The sequence below is a fragment of the Methylobacterium litchii genome (assembly GCF_038442315.1).
GTDB lineage: Bacteria > Pseudomonadota > Alphaproteobacteria > Rhizobiales > Beijerinckiaceae > Methylobacterium > Methylobacterium litchii.
The window spans coordinates 109923-135585 of sequence record NZ_JBBXMY010000005.1 but is presented as its reverse complement, the minus strand read 5'-3'; the positions used below and the strand labels follow the sequence as shown (position 1 = coordinate 135585).

The following is a 25663-nucleotide window of genomic DNA, read 5'->3' as shown; positions in this document are numbered from 1 at the left end:
CCTCATGGAAACCCGCGCGAACTACGCCCTGATCGGGGCCTTCACCCTCGCCGTCATCCTGGCGGGCTTCGGCTTCACCCTGTGGATCGCGGGCGGCTCGTCCCGGCAGGTGAGCGAGCAGGTGCGCATCGTCTTCTCCGGCTCGGTCGGTGGCCTGTCGCGCGGATCGAGCGTGACCTTCAACGGCATCAAGGTCGGCGAGGTGACGGACATCCATCTCGCCCCGCAGGACCCGCGCCGGGTGCTCGCCATGGTCAAGGTCGAGCCCTCGACGCCGCTCAAGTCCGACACCCGCGCGCGGCTCGATTCGGCGATGCTGACCGGCGTCTCGGTGATCGCGCTGACCGGCGGCGACGCCGACGCGCCGCCCCTGAAGCCCGGCGCCAACGGCGAGCCGGCGACGATCTTCGCCCAGACCTCCGACATGCAGGACATGATGGCGCTGGCTCGGCAGGTGGCGCAGCGGGCGGACGACATGCTCTCGCACCTCGACCGGCTGGTCGCGGGCAACGAGGGCGCGATCTCCCGGACGCTGGCCAACGTCGAGACCTTCTCGAAGACGCTCGCCGACGCGGCGCCGGCCATGTCGTCCCTGGTGAAGGCGGTGGACGGAAACCGCGTCGTCCGGGTGATCGACAACGCCGACAAGTTCTCCTCGGCGCTGGCCAATTCCGCCCCCGACATCCAGGCGGGCCTCCACGACGCCCGCTCGCTGGCGGCCAAGCTCGACGCCTCGGCCGACCGGATCGACGCCGTGCTGAAGGGCGCGGAGGGCTTCCTCGGCTCGGCCTCCGGCAAGGAGGGGACGAGCACCTTCGTAGAGATCCGCGAGGCGGCGATCTCCGTCCGCGACGCGGGCCGTGCCTTCCGCACCATGTCGGAGAACCTCGACAAGCGCACCGCCAGCATCTCCACGAGCTTCGGCCGCCTCTCGGGGAGCAGCCGCCGGGAGGTCGAGGCCCTGTCCGGCGACGGGCAGCGCACCCTCGGCACCCTCAACCGCACCGTGCGCAGCCTGGAGAAGGACCCGTCGCAGGTCATATTCGGCGGCAAGCCGTCGTTGCCCGAATACAACGGTGGTCGTTGACTTAGGCCTCAAGGCCACGTTTGTGCTGAGCCGCACTGCAGCCTTTCCCGTACGGCATAGTTTCGGTTGCATGGCTTTGGTGACCTGCCGGCTCTCGCCGGCCGGCTCGATTAGGTTGTGTGCATGATCCGTTCGGTCCTTCCGACCGCGACCCTGCTGGTGGCTGCCCTGCTCGGCGGCTGCGCCGGCGGCGCGGCGCCCCTCACCTTCGACCTCGCCGCCCTCCCGGCGGGCGGTCGGCCCGTGGCGTCGGGGCGGGCGATCGTGGTGTCGGAACCCGTGGGGATTCAGCCCTTCGAGGCGGACCGGATCATCGTGCGCCAGGGCGGCGGCTCCCTGTCCTTCCTTGGCGGCGGCCAATGGGCCGACCGCCTGCCGCGCCTTATCCAGACGCGGATCATCCAGAGCCTGGAGAATGCCGGCCGCCTTCGCTCGGTGAGCCGTCCGGGCGACAAGGTCACGGCCGATTACCAGTTGATCAGCGAGATCCGCGCCTTCGACATCCAGACCGCCACGGGCGAGGCGGTGGTGGACCTGTCGCTCAAGCTGGTGGCGGACGGCACGGGCCGCGTCGCGGCGGCGCGGATCTTCACGGCGCGCGTGCCGGTGGGATCGGTCGATGCGGGCTCCGGCGCCCGCGCCCTCGATCAGGCGCTGGTCATGGTCCTGGCCGACATCGTGCGCTGGGTGAACACCGGGCGGTAAGTCGCTGCCACTCCACGTCTTTGCGAGCGTAGCGAAGCAACCCAGGGATGCGCAATGTCCGGAAGCGGCCCGCCGCCCCTGGATTGCTTCGCTGCGCTCGCAATGACGGTGCGGGTGGGAGGAGGGTTAACCCTCACTCCATCACGGCGGCCTTCATGATCACTACCATGGTGGCCCGGCCAGGTCCCTCGGCGCAGCGCACGAGGTGCGGCCGGTCGCAGCGGTAGCGCAGGGTCTCGCCGGGCCGCGCCCGTTGGAGAGCACCGCCGACCTCGACCTCGAACACGCCTTCCGTCACCGACAGCGATTCCACCGAGCCGCGCTGGTGCGGGTCGGAATCGAGGACGCCGCCGGGATCGGCGCTGACCTCGTACCATTGCAGCCATTCGACAGTCTTGATCCAGCCGACGATGGCGAGCCGCACCTTGCCGTCCTCGGAGAGGAGGATCGGCGTGTCGGCGCGGGAGGTCTTCTCGATGAAGGGCTCCTCGTCGCCCGCCGCCAGGACGCGCTCGATGGACACGTCCAGCGCCTGGGACAGGCGCCAGATGGTGGCGAGCGTCGGGTTGGTCTCGTTGCGCTCGATCTGGCTGATGATCGACTTGGCGACGCCGGATTGCTCGGCGAGGTCCGACAGGGACAGGTTGTAGGCCTTGCGCAGGCGCTGGATCGTCTTGCCGAGCTGCCCCGACAGGACCTGTGCTCCGGTCAGCAGATCGCGCGTCCTGCCGGCCTTCTCCGGGCGGTCTGCTTGCCGTTCCACCTGATCCCGCATGGTCCTTCGATCCGCCCGGCCGTTCCGTTCATCGAACGATCGTACGCTTCTTCAAACGCAAACGGATGACGGGCGCAAGGTTTCGGCGGGGGCGATGCACATCAGCCGCGTTCGCCCCACCAGGCATGGAAGTGGTGGACCGGCCCGTGTCCGCCGCCGATGGCGAGCTCGTCGGCGGCCAGGATCGCGGCGGTAAGATAGTCCTTGGCGGCCGCGACGGCCTCCGGCAGGGGCAGGCCCCGGGCGAGGAGCGCGGCGATGGCCGCCGAGAGGGTGCAGCCGGTGCCGTGGGTGTTGCGGGTCTCGACGCGCGGCGCGGCGAGGCGCCGCTCGAAGCCCTCGGTGGTGGCGAGAAAATCCACGCTTTCCGGCCCGGTCCCGTGCCCGCCCTTCACCAGCACCGCCCGCGCCCCCAGGGCGACGAGCCGCTGCGCCAGGACGGCGCCGTCCTCCTCGCTGTCGTCGCCGAGGAGGACGGCGGCCTCGGGGAGGTTCGGCGTCACGAGATCGACCTGCGGCAGCAGCCGCTCGCGCAGCACGGCCACCGCCTCGTCGGCGATCAGCCGGTCGCCGCTGGTGGCGATCATCACCGGATCGAGCACCACCGGAATCCCGCTCGCGTGGCGCGCGAGCCCGTCGGCGACGGCGAGGATGACCTCCGGCCGGGACAGCATCCCGATCTTCACCGCGCCGATGGTCAGGTCGGAGAACACGCTCTCGATCTGCCGGGTGACGAACTCCGCCGGCACCTCGTGGATGGCCTGGACGCCGCGGGTGTTCTGCGCCGTCAGGGCGGTGACGACGCTGGCGCCGTAGACGCCGAGCGCCGAGAAGGTCTTGAGGTCGGCCTGGATGCCGGCGCCGCCGCCGGAATCCGAGCCTGCCAGGGTGACTGCGATGGCCGTCATCGGTGCGCTCCGCGCTCGGCGAGGGCGGCGTCGATCAGCCCGCGCAGGTGGCGGGCATTCTGGCGCACCGGCTCGACCCCGAACAGGGACGAGATCACGGCGACCCCGTCCGCCCCCGCCGCGATCACCTGCGCCGCGTTGTCGGCGTTGATGCCGGCGATGGCCCCGACCGGCAGGCCCGGCCCCCGCGCGAGCCGCGCCCGGAACAGGATGCGCGACAGCCCGTCGAGGCCGACCGGCGGGTCCGGGTTGTCCTTGCTCGTCGTGGCGAAGACCCCGCCGATGCAGGCGTAATCCACCGGGAGCCGGTAGAGCTCGTCCGCGTGGGCGGCCGTCTTCACGGTGAGGCCGATGATCGCCTGCGGCCCCAGCAGCCGCCGCGCGTCGGCCGGATGCAGGTCCGATTGGCCGAGATGCACCCCGTCCGCCCCCGCCGCCAGGGCGAGGTCGACGCGGTCGTTCACGAGGAGCGGCACCCGCCCGCCGATCGCGGCGCGGATCGCCCGCAGGCGCTCCACCGCCGCGCGGGCATCGGCGATGTCCTTTTCGCGGTACTGCAGCAGGGTGCAGCCGCCCGCCACCGCCTCGGCGCCGAGGCGGCCGAGCGCCGCGCTGTCGAAGCCGCTCACGCCGGTATCGAGGAGCCCGTAGAGCCGCAGGTCCACCGCCCGTGCCCCGGCCTGTGCCCTGCCCGTCATCCCGCCCGGTTCCATCCCCGCCTCCGCCAGCCCGGCCCCCGCCCCACGCGGGTGCCCTGCGGCCCGATGGTGTTTGGGTGCCGGAAGCCGGCTTGGCAAGCGGCCTTCGCCAACGGATCGGAAAGGTCGATTGCGCGCGACCGATTGCGCTCTATCATAGGTTGCGCACCGCCAATCCGGCGGGCGTCCCGCACGCCATGCGGGCGATGACAGGAGGAAGCATGGACACGCATGCGACCGGGGATCCCGGAGGCGGCGGCGCCTTCGGCCCCCACAACACGGTGACGGTGGTCGATCCGTCGCCGGTGAACTGGCTCTCCATCACCTGGAACACGATGGAGGAGGCCAACCGGGTCGATCACGAGGGGATCGGCCAGCCGAGCCTCGCCAAATCCTGGCGCTGGCTCGACGGGGAGACCCTCGAACTGACGATGCGCGAGGCCGTCTACCAGGATGGCGAGCGCTTCGATGCCGGCATGTTCAAGCTCGGCTTCGACAAGGTGCAGGAATGGACCAACCCGCATCCGCCGGGGGCCTTCCTGAATTTCGCCCGCGACGTGGCCTGCGAGGCGGTGGACGACCGCACGATCCGCATGCGCTTCCCCGGCGGCGATTCCGCCGCGCTGATGAAGCTGCGGGGCATGCACCTGCCCTCGACGCGGTTCTGGAACGAGTGGGGCTTCATCGACCCGAAGACGGGATCGGCCGAAGGCCATTGGTGAGTGATCGACGCGCCCGGTCCGTGGGGGACTGGCCCGTTCGTGCTCACCGAGGGTGTCTCGCTGATCGATTCCCGCTCCGACAGGGTCGTGATGGAGCCCAACCCGACCTACTGGAACCCGGCCCGCAGGCCGAGCGTCCGCATCGTCTACGACAACGTCATCGGCAAGGCGGAGGGCATCAAGTCGGTGGCGGCCGGTGACGGCCGCGTCGACGTGGTGTTCGACCTGACGCCGGACGAGGCGAAGGCCTTCCCGGCGAGCGACAAGGGGAAGATCCAGACCAAGAAAGCCAAGACGATCCTGACGGGCGTCTTCAACGAGAACCGGCCGGATTCGCCCTGGCGCGACCCGGCGGTGCGAAGGGCGCTCAACCTCGCCATCGACCGGCAGGCGGTGCTCGACCAGGGGGCGCACGGCTACGGCACGGTGATCCCGGCCTTCATCCAGCCCGGCCGCTACGGCGCGGATCCCGGCCTGAAACCGTTCCCGCACGATCCCCAGGCCGCGAAGGCGGTGCTGGAGAAGGCGGGGCTCGGGGGCCGGGCGCTCGTGTTCGTCGCGTCCCCCGCCTGGACGGGCGTGGTCGAGGCCATCGGCCGGAACCTCGCGGAGATCGGCCTCTCGGCGCGGTTCGTCAGCGACCGGGGCGACCTGCCGGAGGATTTCGACGTCAAGCTCGAATGGTATTTCGACTGGACGCCGCAATATCCGATCGCCTGCGTCCACCGGGAGTTCTTCGGCAAGGACGCGACCCTGCGCCAGGGCCCGGAGGATCCCGCCTTCGACGCCCTCTACGACAAGCTGCTGCACACCGCAGAGCCGGCGGCGCAAGAGGGCGTGGTGCGGGAGGTGGAGCGCTACCTGCAGGACGAGGCCAAGGCCCTGTTTCTGTACTCGCCCTTCACCCTGTTCGCGGTGTCGGACCGGGTCGAGTTCACGCCCTACGACACCTGCATGTCGGAACTGGCCGAGACCCGGATCAAGGCCTGACACGAGGCGGCGCGGGTTCGTCCCTGCGCCGCCCCTCCCATTCACGACGCGAAGTCCAAAGAAGAATGATCGTCGCGACGGCGGGGCATATCGACCACGGCAAGACGGCGCTGGTGAAGGCGCTGACCGGAATCGATGCCGACCGGTTGCCGGAGGAGAAGGCCCGAGGCATCACCCTCGATCTCGGCTTCGCCTATGCCCGCCGGGGCGCCCTCTCCCTCGGCTTCGTGGACGTGCCGGGGCACGAGCGGCTGGTGCGCACCATGGTGGCGGGGGCGACGGGGGTCGATTGCGCCCTCCTCGTGGTGGCCGCCGACGACGGCGTGATGCCCCAGACCCGCGAGCACGCCGCCATCCTCGACCTGCTGGGCCTCTCGCGCGGGATCGTCGCCCTCACCAAGGCCGACCGGGCCGGGCCGGAGCGGATCGCCGCCGTCACCGAGGCCGTGCGCGCCCTCCTCGCCGGCACCGGCCTCGCCGGAGCGCCGATCCTGCCCTGCTCCGCCCTCACCGGCGCCGGCATCCCGGAGGTGCTGGCCCGGCTGGAGGAGACCGGCGACGGGGCGGCCCCGCGCGGGGCCGAATCCGAGCGGGGCTTTCGCCTCGCCATCGACCGCTGCTTTACCCTGCCGGGCGCAGGCCTCGTGGTGACGGGGGCCGTCCATGCCGGCACGGTGCGGGTCGGCGACCGGGTGCTGGTCTCGGCAAAGGGCATCGAGGCGCGGGTGCGCGGCATCCATGCCCAGGGCGAGGTCGCGGCGGAGGGCCGGGCCGGCGAGCGCTGCGCCCTTAACCTCACCGGCCCGCGCCTGTCGCGCGACGACATCCATCGGGGCGAGTGGGCGCTCGCCCCCGCTTTGTCCGGCACGGCGACGCGCCTCGACGCGTGGATCCGCCTGCTGCCGGGGGAGGCCCGGCCCCTGCGCCACCGGGCGGCGGTGCAGGTCCATTGTGGCGCGGCCGGCGTGACCGGCCGGGTGCTCCTCGCCCCCGAGGCGCCCGCGATTCTTCCGGGGGGCGAGGCCTTCGCGCGGATCGCCCTCGACGCGCCGTTGCATGCCCTCACCGGAGACCGCCTCGTCCTACGCGAAGCCTCCGCCTCACGAACGATCGGCGGCGGCCGGGTGATCGACGCCGACGGGCCCCGCCGGGGAGCCTGGCTCCCCGCCCGCCGGGCCGTCCTCGCCGCCCTGGCCGAGCCCGAGGATGGAGCCGCCCTCGCCGCGCTGCTCGATGCGGAGCCGGCGGGGCTCGATGTCGGGCGCTTCGCCCGCCTGCGCAACATCCCGCCGCCGGCCCTCGACGGGCTGCTCACCCAGCACGCTGCGCGGGTCGTGGACACGGCGGCGGGGCGCCTCGCCTTCCCCGCCGCGCGGGTGGCGGATCTGGAGGCGCGGCTCGTCGCCCTGTTCGAGGCGCGCCACGCCGCCGAGCCCGACAATCCCGGCCTCTCGGCGGACGAGGTCGCGGCCGACCTGTCCGCCGCCGACCGGCCCCTCGCCCGCCTCGTCCTCGACGGGCTCACCCGCGCCGGGGCGCTCGCCCGGCGGGGCGCCCTGCACCACCGGCCCGGCCACGAGGCGCGCCTCGCCCCCGCCGACGCGGCGCTCTACGCGGAGATCCGCGCGGTGGTGGAGGCGGCCGGGCGCGACCAGCCGCGCCTGCATCTCCTGGCCGAACGCCTCGGGCGGGAGCCGGAGGCCGTGCGCGCCCTCCTCGACAAGGTGGGGCGCATCGGCTGGCTGCGGCGGGTCTCGAAGGCCTATTACCTCCCGCCGCCGCTGCTGGCCGACCTCGCCCGGATCGCCGAGGCGGTGGCGGGGGAGCATCCGGACGGGTTGCTCACCGTGGGGCGGTTTCGCGAGGCGGCCGGGATCGGCCGCAACATGACGATGCCGGTGCTCGAACATTTCGACGCGGTCGGCTTCACCGCCCGGATCGCGGACGGGCGGCGCCTGCGGACGGGCTGGCGCGACCTGTTCGGCGCGGATGCGCCCTGACGCGCACTGGATACCGCCGGCCCGCAGGCGTATCTCACGGGCCATCCTTGTGAACGGAAAGGTTTGGGACTCATGTCCGGCACCACCCGTACGAGCGCCGACCTCGACCCCCGCCGCCGCCGCACCCTGTTCCGGGCATGGCACCGGGGCATCCGCGAGATGGACCTGATCATGGGCCGCTTCGCCGATGCGGAGATCGGCGACCTGTCCGAGAGCGAACTCGACGAGTTCGAGGCGCTGATCGAGGTGCCCGACCGCGACCTGTTCAAGTGGCTGACCGGTGAGGCCGAGACGCCCTCGAACTACGACACGGCGGTGTGGCGGCGCCTGCGCGACTTCCACCGCCACGACGCGCCGATCCACTCGTGAGGGAGCCCGCGATGAGCGAGGAGAGCACCGTGCCGAAGGCCCCCTACGACCACCCGGCCCGCTCCATCGCCACCGAACTGGTGATGCGCGTGATGTTGGAGATGCTGGAACGCTCCGACCCGACGCTGCGCGCCGAGATCCTGCGCCAAGCCGGCAGCCGCGCCGCCGCCATGACGGAGGGCATGCCCAACGCGGAGTTCTTCCGCGGCCGGGTGGAGATGGCCCTGCAGGAGATCATGGCGAAGGAGTGAGGGCGCTCAGCCCGCGTTCTCGTTGGCCCGCATGTAATGCCGGAGGACGGCGTTGATGCGGGTCTGGTAGCCACGCCCGTCCCGGCGGAAGAAGCGCAGCACGTCGCTGTCGAGCTTGATCGAGATCGCCTCCTTCGCCGGCACCGGCGCCAGCGCCCCGTCCCAGAAATCGTTGTCCAGGGCAGGGTGGTCGGGATCCGAGGCCGCCAGGGATTCGATCTCCGCCTCGGTCAGGGCGGCGAGCTTGGCGTGATCGCTCCGGCCCTCCGTGGGCCGATAGGACCCGTCCGGCTGGCGCCGCAGCAGCGTGCCGTCCGACAGGCGGGTGAAGAGGATCTCAGAGGCGTTCGCCATAGCGTGCCCGCTCCTTCCGGTTGGCCGGCCAGGCGGTGACGAGCCACGTCACCGGCCCGCGCATCGTGTAGACGACCGTATAGACGCCGCCCAACGCCGCGCCGACCGTGACCCTTCGAACCTCGCCATAATCCCGCCGGGCATCGACCACGTCGAGCCGGTCGGGATCGGAAAACACTTCGGCCATGTCGAGCAGGTCGAGATGCCGCTCGCTCAGCAGAAGGTGGCGTTTGCCGGGATCGCAGCCGAACAGCCGTTCCATGAACACATCATCTATACCCGAATCTATACCCGCGCCAGCGATGTGGCCGCTGCGGCCCGCAGGCGCATCCGGAACCCTGGATCGGCGCGGCGCGATGGGCTAACGCCCGCCTGACCCGTGGACGCCGCCCCGGCGGACGAACATCCCGCGAACGAGCCCCGATGGCCAAGCCTCAACCGAAGCCGCAGCCGGCTGCCCCCAAACAGCAGACCGCCCGCTTCGCCCTGCCGAAATCCTCCGCCCTGGCCAAGGCCATGGACGCGCTCAAGCGCGGCGACAGCCCGACGCTCGCGGGCGTGCCGGAAGGGTTCGACGCCGTCGTGGCCGCCGACCTCGCCCGCGCCCTCGCGCCGGAGGCCAAGGGGCCGGCGGTGCTGGTCCACGTGGCGCGTGATTCGGGGCGCTCGGCCTCGTTCCAGGCGGCGCTCGGCTTCGCCGCCCCCGAACTCGACATCATGTCCCTGCCCGCCTGGGACTGCCAGCCCTACGACCGGGTCTCGCCGACGACCGGCGTCGCCGCCCAGCGGGTGACGGCGCTGGCGCGGCTCGCGCGGACGCGCTCGTCCGAAGAGCGGCCGCGCATCCTCTGCACCACCATCAACGCCCTGGTGCAGCGGGTGCCGCCCCAGTCGCACATCGCCCGCGAGACCTTCTCGGCGGCCATCGGCAACGTCGTGAAGATGGACGACATCGTCGCCTGGGTGGAGGCGAACGGCTTCCTGCGCACCGGCACCGTCCGCGATACCGGCGAATACGCCGTGCGCGGCGGCATCCTCGACCTGTCGCCGCCGGGCTTGGCCGCCCCGATCCGCCTCGACTTCTTTGGCGACACGCTGGAATCGATCCGCGCCTTCGATCCCGAGACGCAGCGCACCACCGGGCAGCTCCGCTCCCTCGACCTCGTGCCGATGAGCGAGGTGCAACTCACCACCGAGACGATCCGGCGCTTCCGGCAGAACTACATCCAGAGCTTCGGCGCGGCGACCCGCGACGACCGGCTCTACGAGACGGTGAGCGAGGGCCGCCGCTATGCCGGCCTCGAACACTGGATGCCGCTGTTCTACGACCGGCTCGACACCCTGTTCGACTATCTCGCCGGGGTGCCGCTCCTCCTCGACCCGCAGGTGGAGGAGGCGGCGGCCGAGCGCATCGCCCTGGTGCAGGATTACTTCCAGGCCCGCGAGACCGCGCTCAAGAACCCGCAGGCGGGCGTGGCGCCCTACAAGCCCCTGCCGCCCCGCGCCCTCTACCTGATGCAGAACGAACTGAAGGAGCGCTTCGCCACCGCCACGGTGGCGCGGATGACGCCCTTCGATCAGCCGGATTCGGAGGCGCGCGCCGTCATCGATTGCGGCGCCAAGCCCGGCCGGAGCTTCGCCCCCGAGCGGGCGGACGAACATGCCGCCGTTTTCGACGCGGCAGTCGCCCATATCCGCGACCTGCAGGGATCCGGTCATCACGTGATCCTGGGATCCTGGTCCGACGGCTCCCGCGACCGGCTCTGCGGCGTGCTCGCCGACCACGGCCTTAGGAAGCCCGTGGCGATCACCCGGCTCGCGGACGTCTACGCCCTCAAGCGCGGCACCGACACGGCGGTGGCGGTGTGGGGGCTGGAGGCTGGCTTCACCGTCGGTGAACTCGCGGTCGTGTCCGAGGGCGACATCCTCGGCGACCGGCTGGTGCGCCAGAAGCGCAAGGCCAAGCGCCCGCAGGACGTGATCCTGGAGGTCCAGGCCCTCCAGCCCGGCGATCTCGTCGTCCATGCCGACCACGGCATCGGCCGGTTCATCGGCCTCAAGACGATCCATGCGGCGGGCGCCCCGCACGATTGCCTCGAACTGCAATACAACGGCGGCCAATTGCTGCTGCCGGTGGAGAACATCGAGCTCCTGACCCGCTACGGCTCGGAGGATTCGGAAGTCGCCCTCGACCGGCTCGGCGGCGGCGCGTGGCAGGCCCGCAAGGCCAAGATGAAGCGCCGCATCCTCGAGATGGCGGGCGAGCTCATCAAGGTCGCGGCGCAGCGCTTCGTGAAGAAGGCCCCCGTCCTCCACGCACCGGAGGGGCTCTACGGCGAGTTCGCCGCGCGCTTCCCCTTCGAGGAGACCGAGGATCAGGCCAACGCCATCGACGCGGTGCTCGACGACCTCAATGCCGGCCGCCCGATGGACCGGCTGGTCTGCGGCGATGTCGGCTTCGGCAAGACCGAGGTCGCCCTGCGCGCCGCCTTCGCCTGCGCCATCGCCGGCAAGCAGGTGGCGGTGATCGTGCCGACGACGCTGCTCGCCCGCCAGCATTACCGGACCTTCGCCGAGCGCTTCAAAGGCCTGCCGGTGCAGGTGGCGCAGCTCTCGCGCTTCGTCTCATCGACCGACATGAAGCAGACCCGCGCCGGGCTCGCGGCGGGCACGGTCGACATCGTCGTCGGCACGCACGCGCTGCTCGCCAAGAACATCGCGTTCAAGGATCTCGGCCTGCTGATCGTGGACGAGGAGCAGCATTTCGGCGTCTCCCACAAGGAGCGGCTGAAGGCGCTGCAGGCGGACGTGCACGTCCTCACCCTCTCGGCGACGCCGATCCCGCGCACCCTGCAACTCGCCATGACCGGGGTGCGGGAACTGTCGATCATCGCGACCCCGCCGGTGGACCGGCTGGTGGTGCGCACCTTCATCACGCCGTTCGACCCGCTCTCGATCCGCGAGGCGCTGCTGCGCGAGCGGTATCGCGGCGGGCAGTCGTTCTACGTGGTGCCGCGGATCGAGGATCTGGCCGAAGTCAAGAAATTCCTCGACGCAGAGATGCCGGAGATCAAGGTCGCGGTGGCCCACGGCCAGATGGCGGCGGGGCAGCTCGAAGACGTCATGACCGCCTTCTACGAGGGCAAGTTCGACGTGCTGCTCTCGACGACCATCGTGGAATCCGGCCTCGACATCCCGACCGCCAACACGCTGATCGTGCACCGGGCAGACATGTTCGGCCTCGCCCAGCTCTACCAGTTGCGCGGGCGCGTCGGGCGCTCGAAGGCGCGGGCCTACGCCCTGTTCACGACGCCCGCCGGGCGGCAACTGACCCCGCAGGCCGAGCAGCGGCTGAAGGTGCTCCAGGGCCTCGACACGCTGGGCGCGGGCTTCCAGTTGGCGAGCCACGACCTCGACATCCGCGGCGCCGGCAACCTCTTGGGCGACGCGCAGTCCGGCCACATCAAGGAGGTCGGCTACGAACTCTACCAGCAGATGCTGGAGGATGCGGTCACGGCCCTCAAGGCGGGCATCGAGGACGTGCCGGAGGAGGCGTGGTCCCCGACCATCGCGCTCGGCGCCCCGGTCACGATCCCGGAGGAGTATGTCGAGGACCTGACGGTGCGCCTCGGCCTCTACCGGCGGCTCGCCACCATCCAGGACGATGCCGAGATGGAGGCCTTCGGCGCCGAGATGATCGACCGGTTCGGGCCGCTGCCGCCGGAGGTGGAGCAGTTGCTCAAGATCGGCACGATCAAGATCCTGTGCCTCAAGGCCAACGTGGAGAAGGTCGAGGCCGGGCCGAAGGGCGTGGTCGTCCACTTCCGCGACCGGTCCTACGCGAACCCGCAGGGCCTCGTGGCCTTCGTCGCGGAGCAGGCCTCCTTCGCGAAGGTGCGGCCGGACATGAGCGTGGTGTTCGTGCGCGACCTGCCGTCGGTCCCATCGCGGCTGAAGATCGCCACCGACGTGCTGCGCAACCTCGTGAAGATCGCCGGGCGGGGGAAGAAGGCGGCGTAGGGGACAGGGCGACGCAACGCTCTCCCCCACCCACTCCCCTCATCCTGAGGTGCCCGCGTCAGCGGGCCTCGAAGGAGGGCTCCAGGGATCGCAGTTCTGTCTGGAGGCCTCCTTCGAGGCGGCTTCGCCGCACCTCAGGATGAGGGGGTGGGTGGGAACGGGCCGAGAGACGGCGTGCTAAGCTTTTCGTCCTGTGATCGGACGAATCGGGCTATGAGCGCCTTCGTGTACATCCTGCGTTGTGCGGACGGCAGTTACTATGTCGGTTCGGCCCGTGGTGAGAGCCTTGATCGGCGCCTGAGCGAGCATCAGGCAGGGACGTACGAGGGTTACACAAGCAAACGCCGGCCTGTGACCCTCGTCTACGCCGAGCATTTCGACCGCATCACCGATGCCATTGCCGCAGAGCGGCGGCTCAAGGGATGGAGCCGCGCGAAGAAAGAGGCCCTGATCGCAGGCAATTGGGGCACTCTCCAAACGCTGGCCAAACGCTCAGCCGCACGACGCCATTCCCTAACACCCACCTCATCCTGAGGCGCAGCGCAGCAGCCTCGAAGGGCGAGGTGGGTGATGCAAGGCGCAATCTTTCCTCTTTTCTCCCCCGGCGCGACCGAACCTTCCCGGATTCGCGAGGTTCAACCCATGAGACCGGACGATACTCCCCCTGAGTATCGTCCGGGTCCGCTGCGCTTTCGCAGGGAGGAACCTCCATGTTCTATTTCGACAAGCGCCTTCAGTATCCCGTGAAGGTCGAAAACCCCGATCCGATCTACGCGCGCATGCTCCAGCAGGCGATCGGTGGAATCGAGGGTGAGATCCGGGTCTGCATGCAGTACTTCTTCCAGGGCTGGGGCGCCCGGGGGCCGTCGACCAAGTACCGCGACATGCTCCTCAACACCGCCACCGAGGAGATGGGCCATATCGAGATGCTGGCGACCGCCGTCGCCCTGAACCTCGAGAACGCCCCGACCGCCCTGCAGGAAGAGGGCGCGGCGGATGGCGTCGTCGGCGCCGTCATGGGCGGGGGCAACGCCCGCCACACCATCGAAGGCATGCTGCACCGGCACGTCCTCTCGACCGGCATGGCCGCCTTCCCCGCCAATTGCGAGGGCGTGCCCTTCGACATGAGCCACATCTACGCCAGCGGGAACCTCGCGGCGGACATGTACTGCAACGTCGCCGCCGAGAGCACCGGCCGCGTCCTGGCGGTGCGCCTCTACAACGCCGCCCACGATGCCGGCATGAAGGACATGCTGCATTACATGATCGCCCGGGACACGATGCACCAGCAGCAGTGGCTGGCGGTGATCGAGGAACTCGGCGGCCATCAGGGCGCCCTGCCGATCCCGAACTCCTTCCCGCAGGAGAAGGAGGACAGCGAGAACGCCTACAACTTCTACGTCAGTTCCGTCGACGGCACGACGCCGGAAGGACGCTGGACGCAGGGCCCGTCGCTGGACGGCAAGAGCACCTACAGCGTGTTCAAGAACAAGCCCCTGGGCGAAGAGCCCGTCCTCGGCCCGGCCCGGCCCGACAGCGGCGCCCAGACCGAGCAGATGTAAGCCCCACCCCGCCGCCCGGTGCGTGCCGGGCGGCGGCTCCGCGTCTTGTTTCAACCTATGATACGGAGGCTCGAACTTTCCGAACGGGGCGGGGATGTCGCGCGAGACCGTAGACGAGACTGTAAACGAGACCGGAGACGATATCCGGGGTGATGTGGTCGGCGACCGGATCCTGCTGAAGCGGGGCGCGGCGGCCAAGCGTCCCCTCATCCAGCGGTTGAACCGGATCGAGGGCCAGGTCCGGGGTCTGCGCAAGATGATCGAGGAGGACCGCTACTGCCTCGATGAAGTGCAGCAGATCAACGCCATGACGGCGGCGCTGCGCGAGGTCGCCATGGCGATCATCGCCCAGCATGTCACGGCCGGCGTGAAGATCGCCGCCGACCCCGAGACCTCCGAGGACGTGGCGCTCGCCGACGTCACCCGTGTCCTGCGGGCGGCGATGCGGCTCGACACTTAGCCTGACCGTTGCAACCGGAGCCTGAGTCTGGCTCTCTCCGCCCGGCGGGGGATGGTGCGATGGCGGATACGATGCGGGCCGGGACGGCGCCGGCCGACAAGCCGGGCCTGTTCGCGCCGCTCTTCACCGATATCCGCGTGGCGGCGGTGCTGGGCCTCGGCTTCGCGCAGGGGATGCCGTTCCTCCTCGTCTACGCGACGCAATCGGCGTGGCTCAGCGAGGCGAAGGTGCCGCTGGCGACCATCGGCCTGATGAGCGAACTGACCATCGCCTACAAGTTCAAGTTCCTTTGGGCCCCCTTCCTCGACCGCTACGATCCGCCCCTCCTCGGGCGCCTCCTCGGGCGGCGGCGGGGCTGGATCGTCGCCGCGCAGATCGCCGTGGCGGCCGCGCTCGCGGGCGTCGCGTTCGGGGACCCCGCCCATTGGCTCGCCTGGACGGTGGCCTTCTCCCTGGCGCTCGGCGTCGCGGGGGCGACGCAGGACATCGTGGTCGATGGCTGGCGCATCGCCGTGGCCCCGCTGGAGCGGCAGGCGCTGATGTCGTCCTGGGCCGAGATCGGCTTCCGCTGCGGCAACCTCGCGGCGGGCGCCGGGGCGCTCTACCTCGCCGATGCCTATGGCTGGCGCGTCGCCTATCTCTGCATGGCCGCGCTGATGGCGCCCGGCACCATCGCCGCGCTCCTGGCCCCCGAGCCCTCGACGGAGGGGCAGCCCACCCGCGCGGGGCTCGTCGAGACGATCTGGGCGCCGATCCGCGACCTCCTCGCCCGGCTCGGGCCGCTCGCCGTGCCGGTCCTGCTGCTGGTGGCCGGGTTCCGGATGCCCGGCTACGTCTCGAACGCCATGGCGATCCCGCTGTTCAAGCAGCTCGGCTACTCGAACACCGACATCGCCACCGTGACGAAGCTGTTCGGCTTCTGGATCGCGCTGGCCGGCACCTTCCTCGCCAGTGCGATCATCCAGCGGGTCGGGATGATGGCGAGCCTGCTGATCGGGACGGTGGCGGCCTCGGCCTCGCATCTCGCGCTGGCCTATCTCGCGTGGCACGGCGGCCATGGCGGCGCGGCCTTCTCGACCTTCGCGATGAGCGTCGGCATCGACGGGTTCGCCTACGCCTTCGCCTCCATCGTGCTCATCACCTACATGTCGCGCCTGTCGGATTCGCAGCACGCGGCGAGCCAATACGCCCTGCTCACCTCGCTCTGCGCCCTGCCCGGCAGCGTGCTCGCGGGTTTCTCGGGCTTCGTCATCGAGGAGACCGGCTTCCCGCTGTTCTTCGCGGGCACCTCGCTCATCGGCCTGCCGGTGGCCGCCCTCTGCGTGTACGTGGCGCGCCAGCACGGGCCGATGGAGGCCTGAGCGGATTCCGCTCCGGTCTTAGCCGGAGATTAACCCTGATCCCCGCTTAATCGCCACGGTTGAGTTTTCCCGAACGGGTGTTCCGGCCTGCCCGGCCGACGTGCGCGGATGCGTTCCGCGGCGACGGACGGCGGCTGCCCGACGGGGCGAGCAGGGCCCAGTCACGTCATGTCCAGCATCGCGTATGCCCGCCGCCCGCGTCATCGGCGTTCGAAGCTGCCGGCGCTCGCCTGCCTCGCCGCCGTGGCGGCGGCGGGCTGGACGGTCCTGAACCGCGCGGAGGGCGAGACCCGCCTCACCGTTCCGGCGCAGGAAGAAGCCCAAGTCCAGGCCCAGGCCCAAGCCCAGGCGCCGACGCCCGCCCCGGCCTTGCGGCTCCGGTCGGACCTCGCCTGGGTCTTCGCCCCGGCGCCGATCCTCGGAGCCGAGGCCGCCGCCGGCTTCGTCCGCGACCTGCCGGTCCTGGCCCTGAACACGAGCGCCCCGGCGAGCCTGCGCCCGTCCCTCGTTGCCGAGGCCGCGCCCGCCCGCCTCCCGACCCCCGCCGCCGTGACGCCGGTCCGCCGGGTCGCCTCAGCCGATCCGACCCTCGTGCCGCTGCCCGTCCGCCGCCCCGCCGCCCTTCCCGGTCCGGTGCAGACTCAGGCTCCAGTGCAGGCTCAGGCCCAGGCTCCGGTGCAGGCGGTCCCCCAGGCGCCGGTGCGGATCGCCGCCCGCCGCGCCCTGCCCCGCACCCGCGACGTGTTCCGGGCCGCCATCGCCGAGGAGCCCTCGTTCCTCGAACGCCTGTTCGGCGGCGGCAACGCGACTTCCTCCGGCCAGGGCGCGCCGCAGGCCCTCGCCTATGCCAACCCCGACGCGGTCGCCCCGTCGCGCGGCCGCCTCATCCCGAGCCCCTCCGTCAGCACTTCGGAGGGCACGGCGGTCTACGACATCAGCGCCAGCACGGTGACGCTGCCCAGCGGCGAGGTGCTGGAGGCCCATTCCGGCTACGGCAACCTGATGGACGACCCGCGCTACGTGCACGTGCGGATGCGCGGCGCCACGCCGCCCGGCACCTACGACATGCGGGAGCGCGAGGCACCGTTCCACGGCGTCCGGGCGATCCGCCTGACCCCCGTGGGCGGCAGCAGCGCGATCCACGGCCGCGACGGCATCCTCGCCCACACCTACATGCTGCGCGCCCAGCCCGGGGCCTCGAACGGCTGCGTCGTGTTCCGCGATTACGACCGCTTCCTGCGCGCCTACCTGCGCGGCGAAGTGCGCCGCCTCGTCGTGGTGGCCGGCAACCGCTCGCCCCGGATCGATCTCGCCGACCGGGGTCGTTAAGCCTTCTGCGCGACGCGAATGCTTAATGAATTGCGGAAACGATCAATAAAAATTCATTCCGTGCTGTGGATAGAGGTGATTTCTCACGTCATCGCACGTTCTGAGCGAAAAAGTGCTGGCCAATGTTGCCGCCGCGTTGCAGGAATGTTTCCGACGAACGCGGAAACGTGCCGTGAAGAAGATCATCCTCGCCACCGCCCTGTTCTCGCTTGCCGCCGCCGGGGCTTATGCCGAAGCGCGGATCTACGAGGGCGGGCGCACCCTCACGAGCACGGCCATCCGGCCGAAGGCCGCCACGTTCCAGCCTTCGCCGATCCCGGCGCAGTGGGTCGTGGCCGGCAACCCCGTCGCCGAGGCGGCGGAGGTGTCGCGTACCGAGGATGACGGCGCGCAGGTCTTCCTGTGGCGGGTGAGCGCCGGCACCTTCAACTGGACGCACAGGTCCGACGAGATCATCACGATCCTGAAGGGCGAGGTCTTCGTGACCGACGCGGACGGCACACGCCACCACCTGACCGTGGGGGACGTGGCGCATTTCCCGCAAGGCGCGGTGCAGACCTGGGAAGTGCCGCAGGAATTGCTGAAGTCGGCGATCCTCAAGCACCGCTCGCCCTCGACGGTCGAGGCGCCCATGCGCTGGCTGCGGCAGGTCCGCGCCCTGGTCCTCGGCTGAGGGACCGGAATCCCGCGAAGACGTGACCATTTGTAACGGCTTCGCGCCTCCGCAGGGAGATTCGGAGCCGTTTCCGCGTGGGCGGCACCGTTCATGCCGTTGCTTTCGGGAGGTCGCTGGCTATAGTCCGGCCGCTTTTCGCCGGGCCTCCCCCCTGCTCAGACGACCTCGCGTTCGGGGGCGGGCCGGCCTTCCAGACGCAGGAGATGCACGTTGATCACCCCCGCTTTCGCGCAAGGGGCCGGCGCGACCGCCGCCGGTGGAGCGGAGATCGCCTTCCAGGTGATCCCCTTCGTCCTGATCTTCGTGATCATGTACTTCCTGATCCTCCGGCCGCAGCAGAAGCGGGTCAAGGACCATCAGGCGCTGATCAAGGCCGTGCGCCGGGACGACACCGTCGTCACCAATGGCGGCCTCGTCGGCCGGGTGGTGAAGGCCCAGGACGACCAGCCCGAGATCGAGGTCGAGATCGCCCCGAACGTCCGCGTCCGGGTCGTGCGCTCGATGATCTCCGAGGTCCGCGCCAAGGGCGGCCCCGCCAAAGCTGCGTGAGGATGGCTGCGTGAGACGGGCCGCCTGAGGCGGCCGTTCCGTTCGGGCATCACATGAGGAGGCCGGTGCAAGCCGCCGGCCAATCAAGAGAAACGATTCGCCGATGTTGCGCTTCTCCCGTGCGAAGATCGCCGCGACCCTCGCGATCATCCTGGTGGGGCTGGCGCTCGCCGTGCCGAGCTTCTTCTCGCCGGAGCAGCGGAAGGGCTTCCTCGCGAGCCTGCCGCCGTGGTTCCCGCACTGGATCGTGCCGACCCGGGCCATCGTGCTCGGCCTCGACCTCCAGGGCGGTTCGCAGCTGCTCCTCGAAGTCGATCAGAACGACTTGGTCGCCTCGCAGGCCAAGTCCCTGCGCGACGACGTGCGCCGCGTCCTCCAGCAGGAGAGCGTCCGCGCCGACGGCGGCATCCAGCTGCTCCAGCGCGGCGTGCAGGTGAAGGTGACGGACGACGCGGCGCGGGCTAAGGTCCTGCCGAAGCTGCGCGACCTCGCCGCGCCCATCGCCACCGCCATCGGCCAGACCGGGGCCCGCACCCTCGACGTCACCGAGCAGCCGGGCGGCGTGGTGCGCCTGACCCTCACCGATGCCGGCATCGTCGACCGTACCCGCCGGGCCGTGAGCCAGGGCATCGAGGTCATCCGCCGCCGTCTCGATTCGACCGGCACGACCGAGCCCTCGATCCAGCAGCAGGGCGCCGAGCGCATCCTGATCCAGGTGCCGGGCGAGCAGAACCCGGAGCGGTTGGAGAAGCTCCTCGGCTCCACCGCCAAGCTCGAATTCCGCATGCTGGCCGACAGCCCCTCGGGCGACGTGGACATGCTGCCCTCCAAGGACGGCAAGGGCGCCAAGGTGCCGGTGGAGCGCCGGGTGATGGCCGACGGCAGCGAGCTGACCGACGCGCAGCCCGCCTTCGACCAGCAGAGCCACGAGCCGATGGTGAGCTTCAAGTTCAACCTGCGCGGCGCCCAGCGCTTCGGGCAGGCGACGAGCGAGAACATCGGCCGCCCGATGGCCATCGTCCTCGACAACGAGGTGGTCTCGGCCCCCGTCATCCGCTCGGCGATCACCGGCGGTTCGGGCCAGATCACCGGCAACTTCACCGTGCAGCAGGCCAACGACCTCGCGGTCCTGCTCCGGGCCGGCGCGCTGCCCGCCAAGTTCACCGTGGTGGAGCGCCGCGTCGTCGGGCCGGGGCTGGGCCGCGACTCGATCGAGGCGGGCAAGCTCGCGACGCTGGTCGCCGCCGGCCTCGTCGTCTGCTTCATGTTCGCGACCTACGGGACCTTCGGCTTCATCGCCAACATCGCCCTGATGGTCCACGTCGGGCTGATCCTCGGCCTGATGTCGGTGCTCGAGGCCACGATGACCCTGCCGGGCATCGCGGGCATCGTGCTCACCATCGGCACGGCGGTCGATTCGAACGTGCTGATCTACGAGCGCATGCGCGAGGAATCCCGCGCCGGCCGCTCGCTGATCTCGGCCCTCCAAGCCGGCTTCGACCGCGCCTTCGCGACGATCATCGACTCGAACTCGACCATGGCCATCGCGGCCCTGATCCTGTTCTTCATGGGCTCCGGCCCGGTGAAGGGCTTCGCCGTGGTGTTCATCCTCGGCATCCTCACCACCGTCATCACCGCCGTGACCCTCACGCGGATGATGATCGCCCTATGGTACAAGACGTTCAGGCCGAAGGCCCTGCCGTTCTGATTCTCGGGAAGAGGTCGCGCCCCGTGCCGGCTCGATGAGCCGGTGCCGCTGACATCCTCCGCACGTTAGGTCCGACACCATGCGCCTGCTTCGCCTCTGGCCCGATGAATCGCATTTCGACTTCATGCGATTCCGGCGCTTCACCTTCCCGCTCTCGGCGCTGCTGTCGCTGGCGACGGTGGTGCTGTTCCTCACCGTCGGTCTGAACTTCGGCATCGACTTCAAAGGCGGCACCCTGGTCGAGCTTCAGGCGAAGTCGGGCAAGGCGGATGTCGCCGCCATCCGCCACACGGCGGCCGCCTTCGGCTACGGCGAGCCCGAGGTGCAGGAACTGGGTAACCAGGGCACCGTGCTGGTGCGCCTGCCGCTGCAGAGCGGCGAGCAGGGCCAGACGGCGGTGATGAACAAGGCGCACGCCGCCTTCGACCAGGATTACGATTTCCGCCGCACCGAGACGGTCGGCCCCCGCGTCTCGGGCGAGCTCGTCCAGTCGGGCACGATCGGCGTCGTGCTCTCGGTCATCGCGGTGCTGCTCTACCTGTGGTTCCGGTTCGAGCGGGAGCTGGCGCTCGGCGCCATCGTCGGCACCCTGCACGACATCGTGCTGACGGTCGGCGTGTTCATCATCACCCGGATCGAGTTCAACATGACCTCGATCGCGGCGATCCTCACCATCGTCGGCTACTCCCTGAACGAGACGGTGGTGGTGTTCGACCGGACCCGCGAACTCATGCGGCGCTACAAGACCATCCCCACCGTCGAACTGCTCAACCTATCGATCAACTCGACCATGTCGCGCACGGTGATGACCTCGATCTCCTCGGCCCTGTCGCTGCTGGCGCTGGTGCTGTTCGGCGGCGAGGCGATCAACGGCTTCGCCGTGGTGATGCTCTGCGGCGTTCTGATCTGCACCTATTCGGCGATCTTCATCTCGACTCCGGTGTTGATCTATCTCGGGTTGATGCTGTCGGGCGCCCGGGCGGCTTCCGAGCGGTCCGGCCTCCCGCAACCGGCGGAGTAGTCCTCAAGGGCATGGCAGAGCAGGCGCCTCCGGCAAATTTCGATTCCGGCTTCGTGCCGGGGCGGCACATCATCGACACCTACGGCAATGGCGGCTTCCGCTTCGCCGGGATGTCGCATCGCGGCTCGATCCTGCTCCTGCCCTCCGGCGTGCGCGCGTGGCCCGTGGATGCCCCCCGCGAGATCGACCGGACGTCGCTCCGTCCGGTCCAGGCCGAGGCCGGGGACATCGAGCTGCTGCTCGTCGGCACGGGGCTCGATATCGCGGCGATCGACCCCGCCCTGCGCGGCTGGCTGAAGGATGCGGGTGTCGGCCTCGACGTGATGCAGACGGGGGCCGCCGCGCGGACCTACAACATCCTGGTGGCCGAGAACCGCAAGGTTGCCGCCGCGCTGATCGCGGTCGCCTGATGGCGGAGGCGGCGCGGGATCAGGCAACGACGGCCGAGACCGGGCTGCCCTTCGCGCAGAGCCATTGCGAGGCACTAGTGCGCGAGGGCGACCCTGATCGCTACCTCGCCACCCTCTTCGCGCCCGCCGCCGCCCGGCCGCATCTCTTCGCCCTCTATGCCTTCAGCCTCACCGTCGCGCGGGTGCGCGAGGCCGCCTCGAACCCGATGGCGGGGGAGATCCGCCTGCAATGGTGGCGCGACGCCCTGCAGGGCGAGGCGCGGGGCGACGTGAAGGCCAACCCCGTCGCGGCGGCGTTGGAGGAGGCGATCAAGGCCAACCGCCTGAGCCGCCAGCCCTTCGTCGACCTGATCGACGCCCGCGTCTTCGACCTCTACGAGGACCCGATGCCCCGGGTGAACGACCTTGAGGGCTATTGCGGCGAGACCGCTTCGGCGCTGTTCCGCATCGCGAGCCTGATCATCGGCGGCGGCGCCGAGCCCGGCGGCGCGGCGGCGGCCGGGCATGCCGGCGTCGCCTACGGCATCACCGGCCTGCTGCGCGCCCTGCCCTGGCATTCCCGCGCGGGGCAGGTCTACCTCCCCGCCGACATCCTCGGCCGCCACGGCGTGACCCGCGAGGACATCGTGACCGGACGCGGCGGCCCCGGCCTGCGCGGCGCCTGCGCGGACCTGCGCGACCTCGCCCGCCGACACCTCGCCGCCTACGAGGCCGGTCGCCCGACCATCGCCCCCGCCGCCCGCACGGCCTTCCTGCCCATGGCGCTGGTGGAGCCCTACCTCACGGCGATGGACCGGACCTCCTACGACCCTCTCAACACCGCCGTGGACCTGCCGCGCTGGCGCCGGGTGTGGCGCCTGTGGCGGGCCTCGCGGACGATCCGGTAAGGGGCCGCAGGGCGCTGCCCTGCACCCGCCAAAGGGCGCGGCCCTTTGGGAACCCCGGACTTTCAGAGCACCCGCGCCAGCCCCGGCATCAGGGTGGCGAGGCGCAGCGCCGGGCCGGTCTCACGCGTTCCGTCCGCCGCGACCACGGCGAGGCGGCATTGGCCGTCCACGGTCAGGCCGGTGACGAGGTGGCCGCCCGGTTCCAGGGCCGCGAGCCAGTGCTCCGGCACCGCCTCCACGCAGCCGTTGACGAGGATGCGGTCGAACCCGCCATCCGGCAGGGACGGCGCCAGGGCGTCGGCCTGGACGACATGGACCCCGGGCAGGTCCGCGAGGCGCGCGGCGGCATCCTCCGCGAGGGTGCGGTAGCGCTCCAGGCTCAGCACCGCCCCCGCCCCGAGGCGGTCGAGGAGCGCCGTGACGTAGCCGGAGCCCGCGCCGATCTCCATCACCCGCTGGCCGGGTTCGAGCTTGAGCCGCGTCAGCATCGCCGCCACCGACGAGGGGGCCGTCATGGTGGCGCCGCAGGGCAGCGGCAGGGCGATGTCCCACCGCGCCTGCTCCCGGTGCGCCGCCGGGGCGAAGGTCCCGCGCGGTACCCGCTCCATCGCCCGCAGCACGGCGATGTCCCGGAGGCCCTTCTCGCGCAGCGCGAGGACGAAGGCGGCGTCGCCGATGGAGCCCGCCTCGTCCCGCGCCGTGGTCATTCCGCGAAGGCCTGGGCGAAGCGGGTGAGCGTCGGCTCGTCGGTGAGGTCGAGGCGCAGCGGCGTCACCGAGATGCGCTTCTCCGCGATGGCCTTCAAATCCGAGCCGTGGCCCGGCTCGAACCGCGCCTTGGCGAAGGCCAGCCAGAAATACGGGTTGCCGCGCCCATCGACGCGGGCGTCGATGGAGAGCAGCGCCTGATTGCGGAAGCCCTGCGCGGCCACGGCGATGCCCTGCACCTCGTCCGGCTCGCAATCGGGGAAGTTCACGTTGACGAGGATGCCCGGCTCGATCCCCGTGTCGAGGATCTTGCGCACCACCTTCGCCCCGTGGCTCCTGGCGCAATCCCATTTCAGGGCCTGCCGCCCGCCCGCGCCGTAGGCCTGGCTCAGGGCGATGGAGCGCACGCCGAGGATCGTCCCCTCCATGGCCGCCGCGATGGTGCCTGAATAGGTCACGTCCTCGGCGACGTTCTGGCCCCGGTTCACGCCCGAGAGCACGAGGTCCGGCCCCTTCTCCGCCAGGATGTGGCGGATGCCGAGGATCACGCAATCGGAGGGCGTGCCCTTCACCGCGAAGCGCTGTTCCCCCGCCTGCCGCAGCCGGAGCGGGTCGTTCAGCGAGAGCGAGTGCGAGACGCCGGATTGGTCGCTCTCCGGCGCCACCACCCAGACGTCGTCCGAGAGTTCGCGGGCGATCTCCTCCAGGGTGGCGAGCCCCGGGGCGTGGATGCCGTCGTCGTTGGTGACGAGGATGCGCATCAGCGGGGTCCTTCGATCCGGTGGAGGCCGCCCATGTAGGGCACGAGCACGGACGGGACCGTGACGCTCCCGTCGGGGTTCTGGTAGTTCTCGAGGACGGCGATGAGCGCGCGGCCGACCGCCACGCCCGAGCCGTTGAGGGTGTGCACGAAGGCGGGCTTGCCGTCCTTGCCCCGGTAGCGGGCGTTCATCCGCCGGGCCTGGAAATCGCCGCAGACCGAGCAGGACGAGATCTCCCGGTAGGTCCGCTGGCCCGGCACCCAGACCTCGATGTCGTAGGTCTTCTGGGACGCGAAGCCCATGTCGCCGGTGCAGAGGGTCATCACCCGGTAGGGCAGATCGAGCTTCTTCAGGACCGCCTCGGCAGAGGTGAGCATCCGCTCGTGCTCGTCGGCGGAGTTTTCGGGGGTCGTGATCGAGACCAGCTCGACCTTGTTGAACTGGTGCTGGCGCAGCATCCCGCGCGTGTCCCGCCCCGCCGCCCCGGCCTCGGCCCGGAAGCACGGGGTGAGCGCGGTGAAGCGCAGGGGCAGTTCCTCCTCGCGCAGGATCGACTCGCGGACGAGGTTGGTCAGCGGGACTTCCGCCGTGGGGACGAGCCAGCGCCGGGGCTGCTCGCCGGTAGCGGCCCCACGCAGGGCCTCGCCATCGAGCACCGCGAACTGGTCGTCCTCGAACTTCGGCAGTTGCGCCGTGCCGAACATCGCCTCGTCGCGCACCATGATCGGCGGGGCGACCTCGGTGTAGCCGTGCTCCTGCGTGTGCAGGTCGAGCATGAACTGGCCGAGCGCCCGCTCCAGCCGGGCGAGCTGGCCCTTGAGCACCACGAAGCGCGAGCCGGAGAGCTTGGCAGCAGTCTCGAAATCCATGAGGCCCATGGCCTCGCCGAGTTCGAAATGCTCCTTGCCCTCGCTCAGCCGCTCGCGGGTCGAGGCGTGGCTGCGGTACTCGACGTTGCCGTGCTCGTCGGCGCCCTCCGGCACGTCCGCCTTGGGGCGGTTGGGGATGGCGGCGAGGCGCACGTCCAGCGCCTTGGCGGCCTCGCCCTGCGCGGCGTCGAGGTCCGGCCCGGCCTCCTTGAGGGCGGCGACCTCTGCCATCAGCGCGGCGGCGCGCGCCTCGTCCTTGGCCTTCTTGGCGCCGCCGATCTCCTTGGCCAGCGCGTTGCGGCGCTCCTGGTTCGCCTGGGCGGCTGAGACCGCACCCTTGCGCGCCTCGTCCAGGGCGATCAGCTCAGCCGAAAGGGGGCTCAGGCCCCGGCGGGCGAGGTCGCGGTCGAAGGCGTCCGGGTTCTCCCGGATGGCGCGGATGTCGTGCATCGGATCGGCTCGGGTGGGGTCACTGGAATGTGGC

Annotated in this window: 27 protein-coding genes; 19 read left to right on the top strand and 8 right to left on the bottom strand. The window is 70.6% G+C overall.

Annotation, left to right across the window (positions count from 1 at the left end; genetic code table 11):
* Positions 1 to 4: 4 nt before the first annotated feature.
* Complete coding sequence (locus AAHF99_RS11725; RefSeq protein WP_342164494.1) at positions 5 to 1087, top strand: MlaD family protein; 1083 nt, start codon at positions 5 to 7, stop codon at positions 1085 to 1087.
* Between the two features lie 123 nt (positions 1088 to 1210).
* On the top strand, positions 1211 to 1792 hold the full coding sequence (locus AAHF99_RS11720) for an ABC-type transport auxiliary lipoprotein family protein (RefSeq protein ID WP_342164493.1): 582 nt from the start codon (positions 1211 to 1213) through the stop codon (positions 1790 to 1792).
* Between the two features lie 133 nt (positions 1793 to 1925).
* On the opposite strand, the gene AAHF99_RS11715 is transcribed toward AAHF99_RS11720, so the two are convergent.
* From AAHF99_RS11715 to thiE, 3 genes are all read right to left on the bottom strand, one after another.
* Positions 1926 to 2567: a helix-turn-helix domain-containing protein gene (locus AAHF99_RS11715; RefSeq protein WP_243952886.1), complete on the bottom strand. Its 642-nt coding sequence runs from the start codon at positions 2565 to 2567 to the stop codon at positions 1926 to 1928.
* 101 nt (positions 2568 to 2668) lie between these two features.
* Positions 2669 to 3475 (bottom strand): bifunctional hydroxymethylpyrimidine kinase/phosphomethylpyrimidine kinase, encoded by an 807-nt coding sequence (thiD, locus tag AAHF99_RS11710; RefSeq protein WP_342164490.1) that lies wholly within the window; start codon positions 3473 to 3475, stop codon positions 2669 to 2671.
* Positions 3472 to 4173: a thiamine phosphate synthase gene (gene thiE / locus AAHF99_RS11705; protein WP_342164488.1), complete on the bottom strand. Its 702-nt coding sequence runs from the start codon at positions 4171 to 4173 to the stop codon at positions 3472 to 3474. Before thiE ends, thiD begins: the two co-directional genes overlap by 4 nt.
* A gap of 221 nt (positions 4174 to 4394) precedes the next feature.
* On the opposite strand from thiE, the gene AAHF99_RS11700 reads away from it, so the two are divergent.
* From AAHF99_RS11700 to AAHF99_RS11680, 5 genes are all read left to right on the top strand, one after another.
* Complete coding sequence (locus AAHF99_RS11700) at positions 4395 to 4895, top strand: ABC transporter substrate-binding protein (protein WP_342164486.1); 501 nt, start codon at positions 4395 to 4397, stop codon at positions 4893 to 4895.
* Positions 4896 to 5885, top strand: coding sequence for an ABC transporter substrate-binding protein (locus AAHF99_RS11695; RefSeq protein ID WP_342164485.1), 990 nt, complete (start codon positions 4896 to 4898; stop codon positions 5883 to 5885).
* A 65-nt stretch (positions 5886 to 5950) separates the two neighbouring features.
* Positions 5951 to 7885 carry a selenocysteine-specific translation elongation factor gene (selB, locus tag AAHF99_RS11690; protein WP_342164483.1) on the top strand — a complete coding sequence of 645 codons (1935 nt, stop codon included), beginning with the start codon at positions 5951 to 5953 and terminating at the stop codon, positions 7883 to 7885.
* A gap of 72 nt (positions 7886 to 7957) precedes the next feature.
* On the top strand, positions 7958 to 8254 hold the full coding sequence (locus AAHF99_RS11685) for an FAD assembly factor SdhE (RefSeq protein WP_243952880.1): 297 nt from the start codon (positions 7958 to 7960) through the stop codon (positions 8252 to 8254).
* Positions 8255 to 8265: 11 nt separating this feature from the next.
* Positions 8266 to 8505, top strand: coding sequence for a hypothetical protein (locus tag AAHF99_RS11680; RefSeq protein WP_342164481.1), 240 nt, complete (start codon positions 8266 to 8268; stop codon positions 8503 to 8505).
* A gap of 6 nt (positions 8506 to 8511) precedes the next feature.
* On the opposite strand, the gene AAHF99_RS11675 is transcribed toward AAHF99_RS11680, so the two are convergent.
* Together AAHF99_RS11675 and AAHF99_RS11670 are read right to left on the bottom strand one after the other, a co-directional pair.
* Positions 8512 to 8859 carry a BrnA antitoxin family protein gene (locus AAHF99_RS11675; protein ID WP_342164480.1) on the bottom strand — a complete coding sequence of 116 codons (348 nt, stop codon included), beginning with the start codon at positions 8857 to 8859 and terminating at the stop codon, positions 8512 to 8514.
* Positions 8843 to 9121 carry a BrnT family toxin gene (locus AAHF99_RS11670; RefSeq protein WP_243952877.1) on the bottom strand — a complete coding sequence of 93 codons (279 nt, stop codon included), beginning with the start codon at positions 9119 to 9121 and terminating at the stop codon, positions 8843 to 8845. The genes AAHF99_RS11675 and AAHF99_RS11670 overlap by 17 nt, the downstream gene beginning before the upstream one ends.
* A gap of 161 nt (positions 9122 to 9282) precedes the next feature.
* Here AAHF99_RS11670 and mfd point away from each other — a divergent pair, with 161 nt between their 5' ends.
* The 12 genes from mfd to AAHF99_RS11610 all read left to right on the top strand — a co-directional run bounded on the left by mfd (position 9283) and on the right by AAHF99_RS11610 (position 22842).
* The gene (mfd, locus tag AAHF99_RS11665) at positions 9283 to 12879 is read left to right on the top strand and encodes a transcription-repair coupling factor (protein ID WP_342164478.1); all 3597 of its coding nucleotides are present in this window, start codon (positions 9283 to 9285) and stop codon (positions 12877 to 12879) included.
* Positions 12880 to 13092: 213 nt separating this feature from the next.
* Entirely contained in the window at positions 13093 to 13413 is a 321-nt protein-coding gene (locus AAHF99_RS11660) for a GIY-YIG nuclease family protein (RefSeq protein WP_342164477.1), read from the top strand.
* Positions 13414 to 13589: 176 nt separating this feature from the next.
* Positions 13590 to 14441, top strand: coding sequence for a manganese catalase family protein (locus AAHF99_RS11655; protein ID WP_342164476.1), 852 nt, complete (start codon positions 13590 to 13592; stop codon positions 14439 to 14441).
* Between the two features lie 94 nt (positions 14442 to 14535).
* Positions 14536 to 14901, top strand: coding sequence for a metal-sensitive transcriptional regulator (locus AAHF99_RS11650; protein WP_342164475.1), 366 nt, complete (start codon positions 14536 to 14538; stop codon positions 14899 to 14901).
* Positions 14902 to 14960: 59 nt separating this feature from the next.
* Positions 14961 to 16262, top strand: a complete 1302-nt coding sequence (locus AAHF99_RS11645) for an AmpG family muropeptide MFS transporter (RefSeq protein WP_342164474.1) — start codon at positions 14961 to 14963, stop codon at positions 16260 to 16262.
* A 168-nt stretch (positions 16263 to 16430) separates the two neighbouring features.
* Positions 16431 to 17591, top strand: coding sequence for a tlde1 domain-containing protein (locus tag AAHF99_RS11640; protein ID WP_342164473.1), 1161 nt, complete (start codon positions 16431 to 16433; stop codon positions 17589 to 17591).
* A gap of 172 nt (positions 17592 to 17763) precedes the next feature.
* Positions 17764 to 18264: a cupin domain-containing protein gene (locus tag AAHF99_RS11635; protein WP_342164471.1), complete on the top strand. Its 501-nt coding sequence runs from the start codon at positions 17764 to 17766 to the stop codon at positions 18262 to 18264.
* Positions 18265 to 18477: 213 nt separating this feature from the next.
* Complete coding sequence (gene yajC / locus AAHF99_RS11630; RefSeq protein ID WP_243952871.1) at positions 18478 to 18816, top strand: preprotein translocase subunit YajC; 339 nt, start codon at positions 18478 to 18480, stop codon at positions 18814 to 18816.
* Between the two features lie 103 nt (positions 18817 to 18919).
* A complete protein-coding gene (gene secD, locus AAHF99_RS11625; protein ID WP_342164469.1) occupies positions 18920 to 20524 on the top strand; it encodes a protein translocase subunit SecD in 1605 nt (534 codons plus the stop codon).
* A gap of 79 nt (positions 20525 to 20603) precedes the next feature.
* Complete coding sequence (gene secF / locus AAHF99_RS11620; RefSeq protein WP_342164468.1) at positions 20604 to 21545, top strand: protein translocase subunit SecF; 942 nt, start codon at positions 20604 to 20606, stop codon at positions 21543 to 21545.
* An 11-nt stretch (positions 21546 to 21556) separates the two neighbouring features.
* Positions 21557 to 21955 (top strand): Mth938-like domain-containing protein, encoded by a 399-nt coding sequence (locus AAHF99_RS11615; protein ID WP_342164467.1) that lies wholly within the window; start codon positions 21557 to 21559, stop codon positions 21953 to 21955.
* Positions 21955 to 22842: a phytoene/squalene synthase family protein gene (locus tag AAHF99_RS11610; RefSeq protein ID WP_342164466.1), complete on the top strand. Its 888-nt coding sequence runs from the start codon at positions 21955 to 21957 to the stop codon at positions 22840 to 22842. Before AAHF99_RS11615 ends, AAHF99_RS11610 begins: the two co-directional genes overlap by 1 nt.
* Positions 22843 to 22904: 62 nt before the next feature.
* On the opposite strand, the gene AAHF99_RS11605 is transcribed toward AAHF99_RS11610, so the two are convergent.
* From AAHF99_RS11605 to serS, 3 genes are read right to left on the bottom strand one after another with little or no spacing between them, the layout of a single operon-like run.
* Positions 22905 to 23549, bottom strand: a complete 645-nt coding sequence (locus tag AAHF99_RS11605; RefSeq protein ID WP_342164464.1) for a protein-L-isoaspartate O-methyltransferase family protein — start codon at positions 23547 to 23549, stop codon at positions 22905 to 22907.
* On the bottom strand, positions 23546 to 24310 hold the full coding sequence (gene surE / locus AAHF99_RS11600) for a 5'/3'-nucleotidase SurE (RefSeq protein ID WP_342164463.1): 765 nt from the start codon (positions 24308 to 24310) through the stop codon (positions 23546 to 23548). Before surE ends, AAHF99_RS11605 begins: the two co-directional genes overlap by 4 nt.
* On the bottom strand, positions 24310 to 25629 hold the full coding sequence (gene serS / locus AAHF99_RS11595; RefSeq protein WP_342164462.1) for a serine--tRNA ligase: 1320 nt from the start codon (positions 25627 to 25629) through the stop codon (positions 24310 to 24312). Before serS ends, surE begins: the two co-directional genes overlap by 1 nt.
* Between the last annotated feature and the right edge of the window lie 34 nt (positions 25630 to 25663).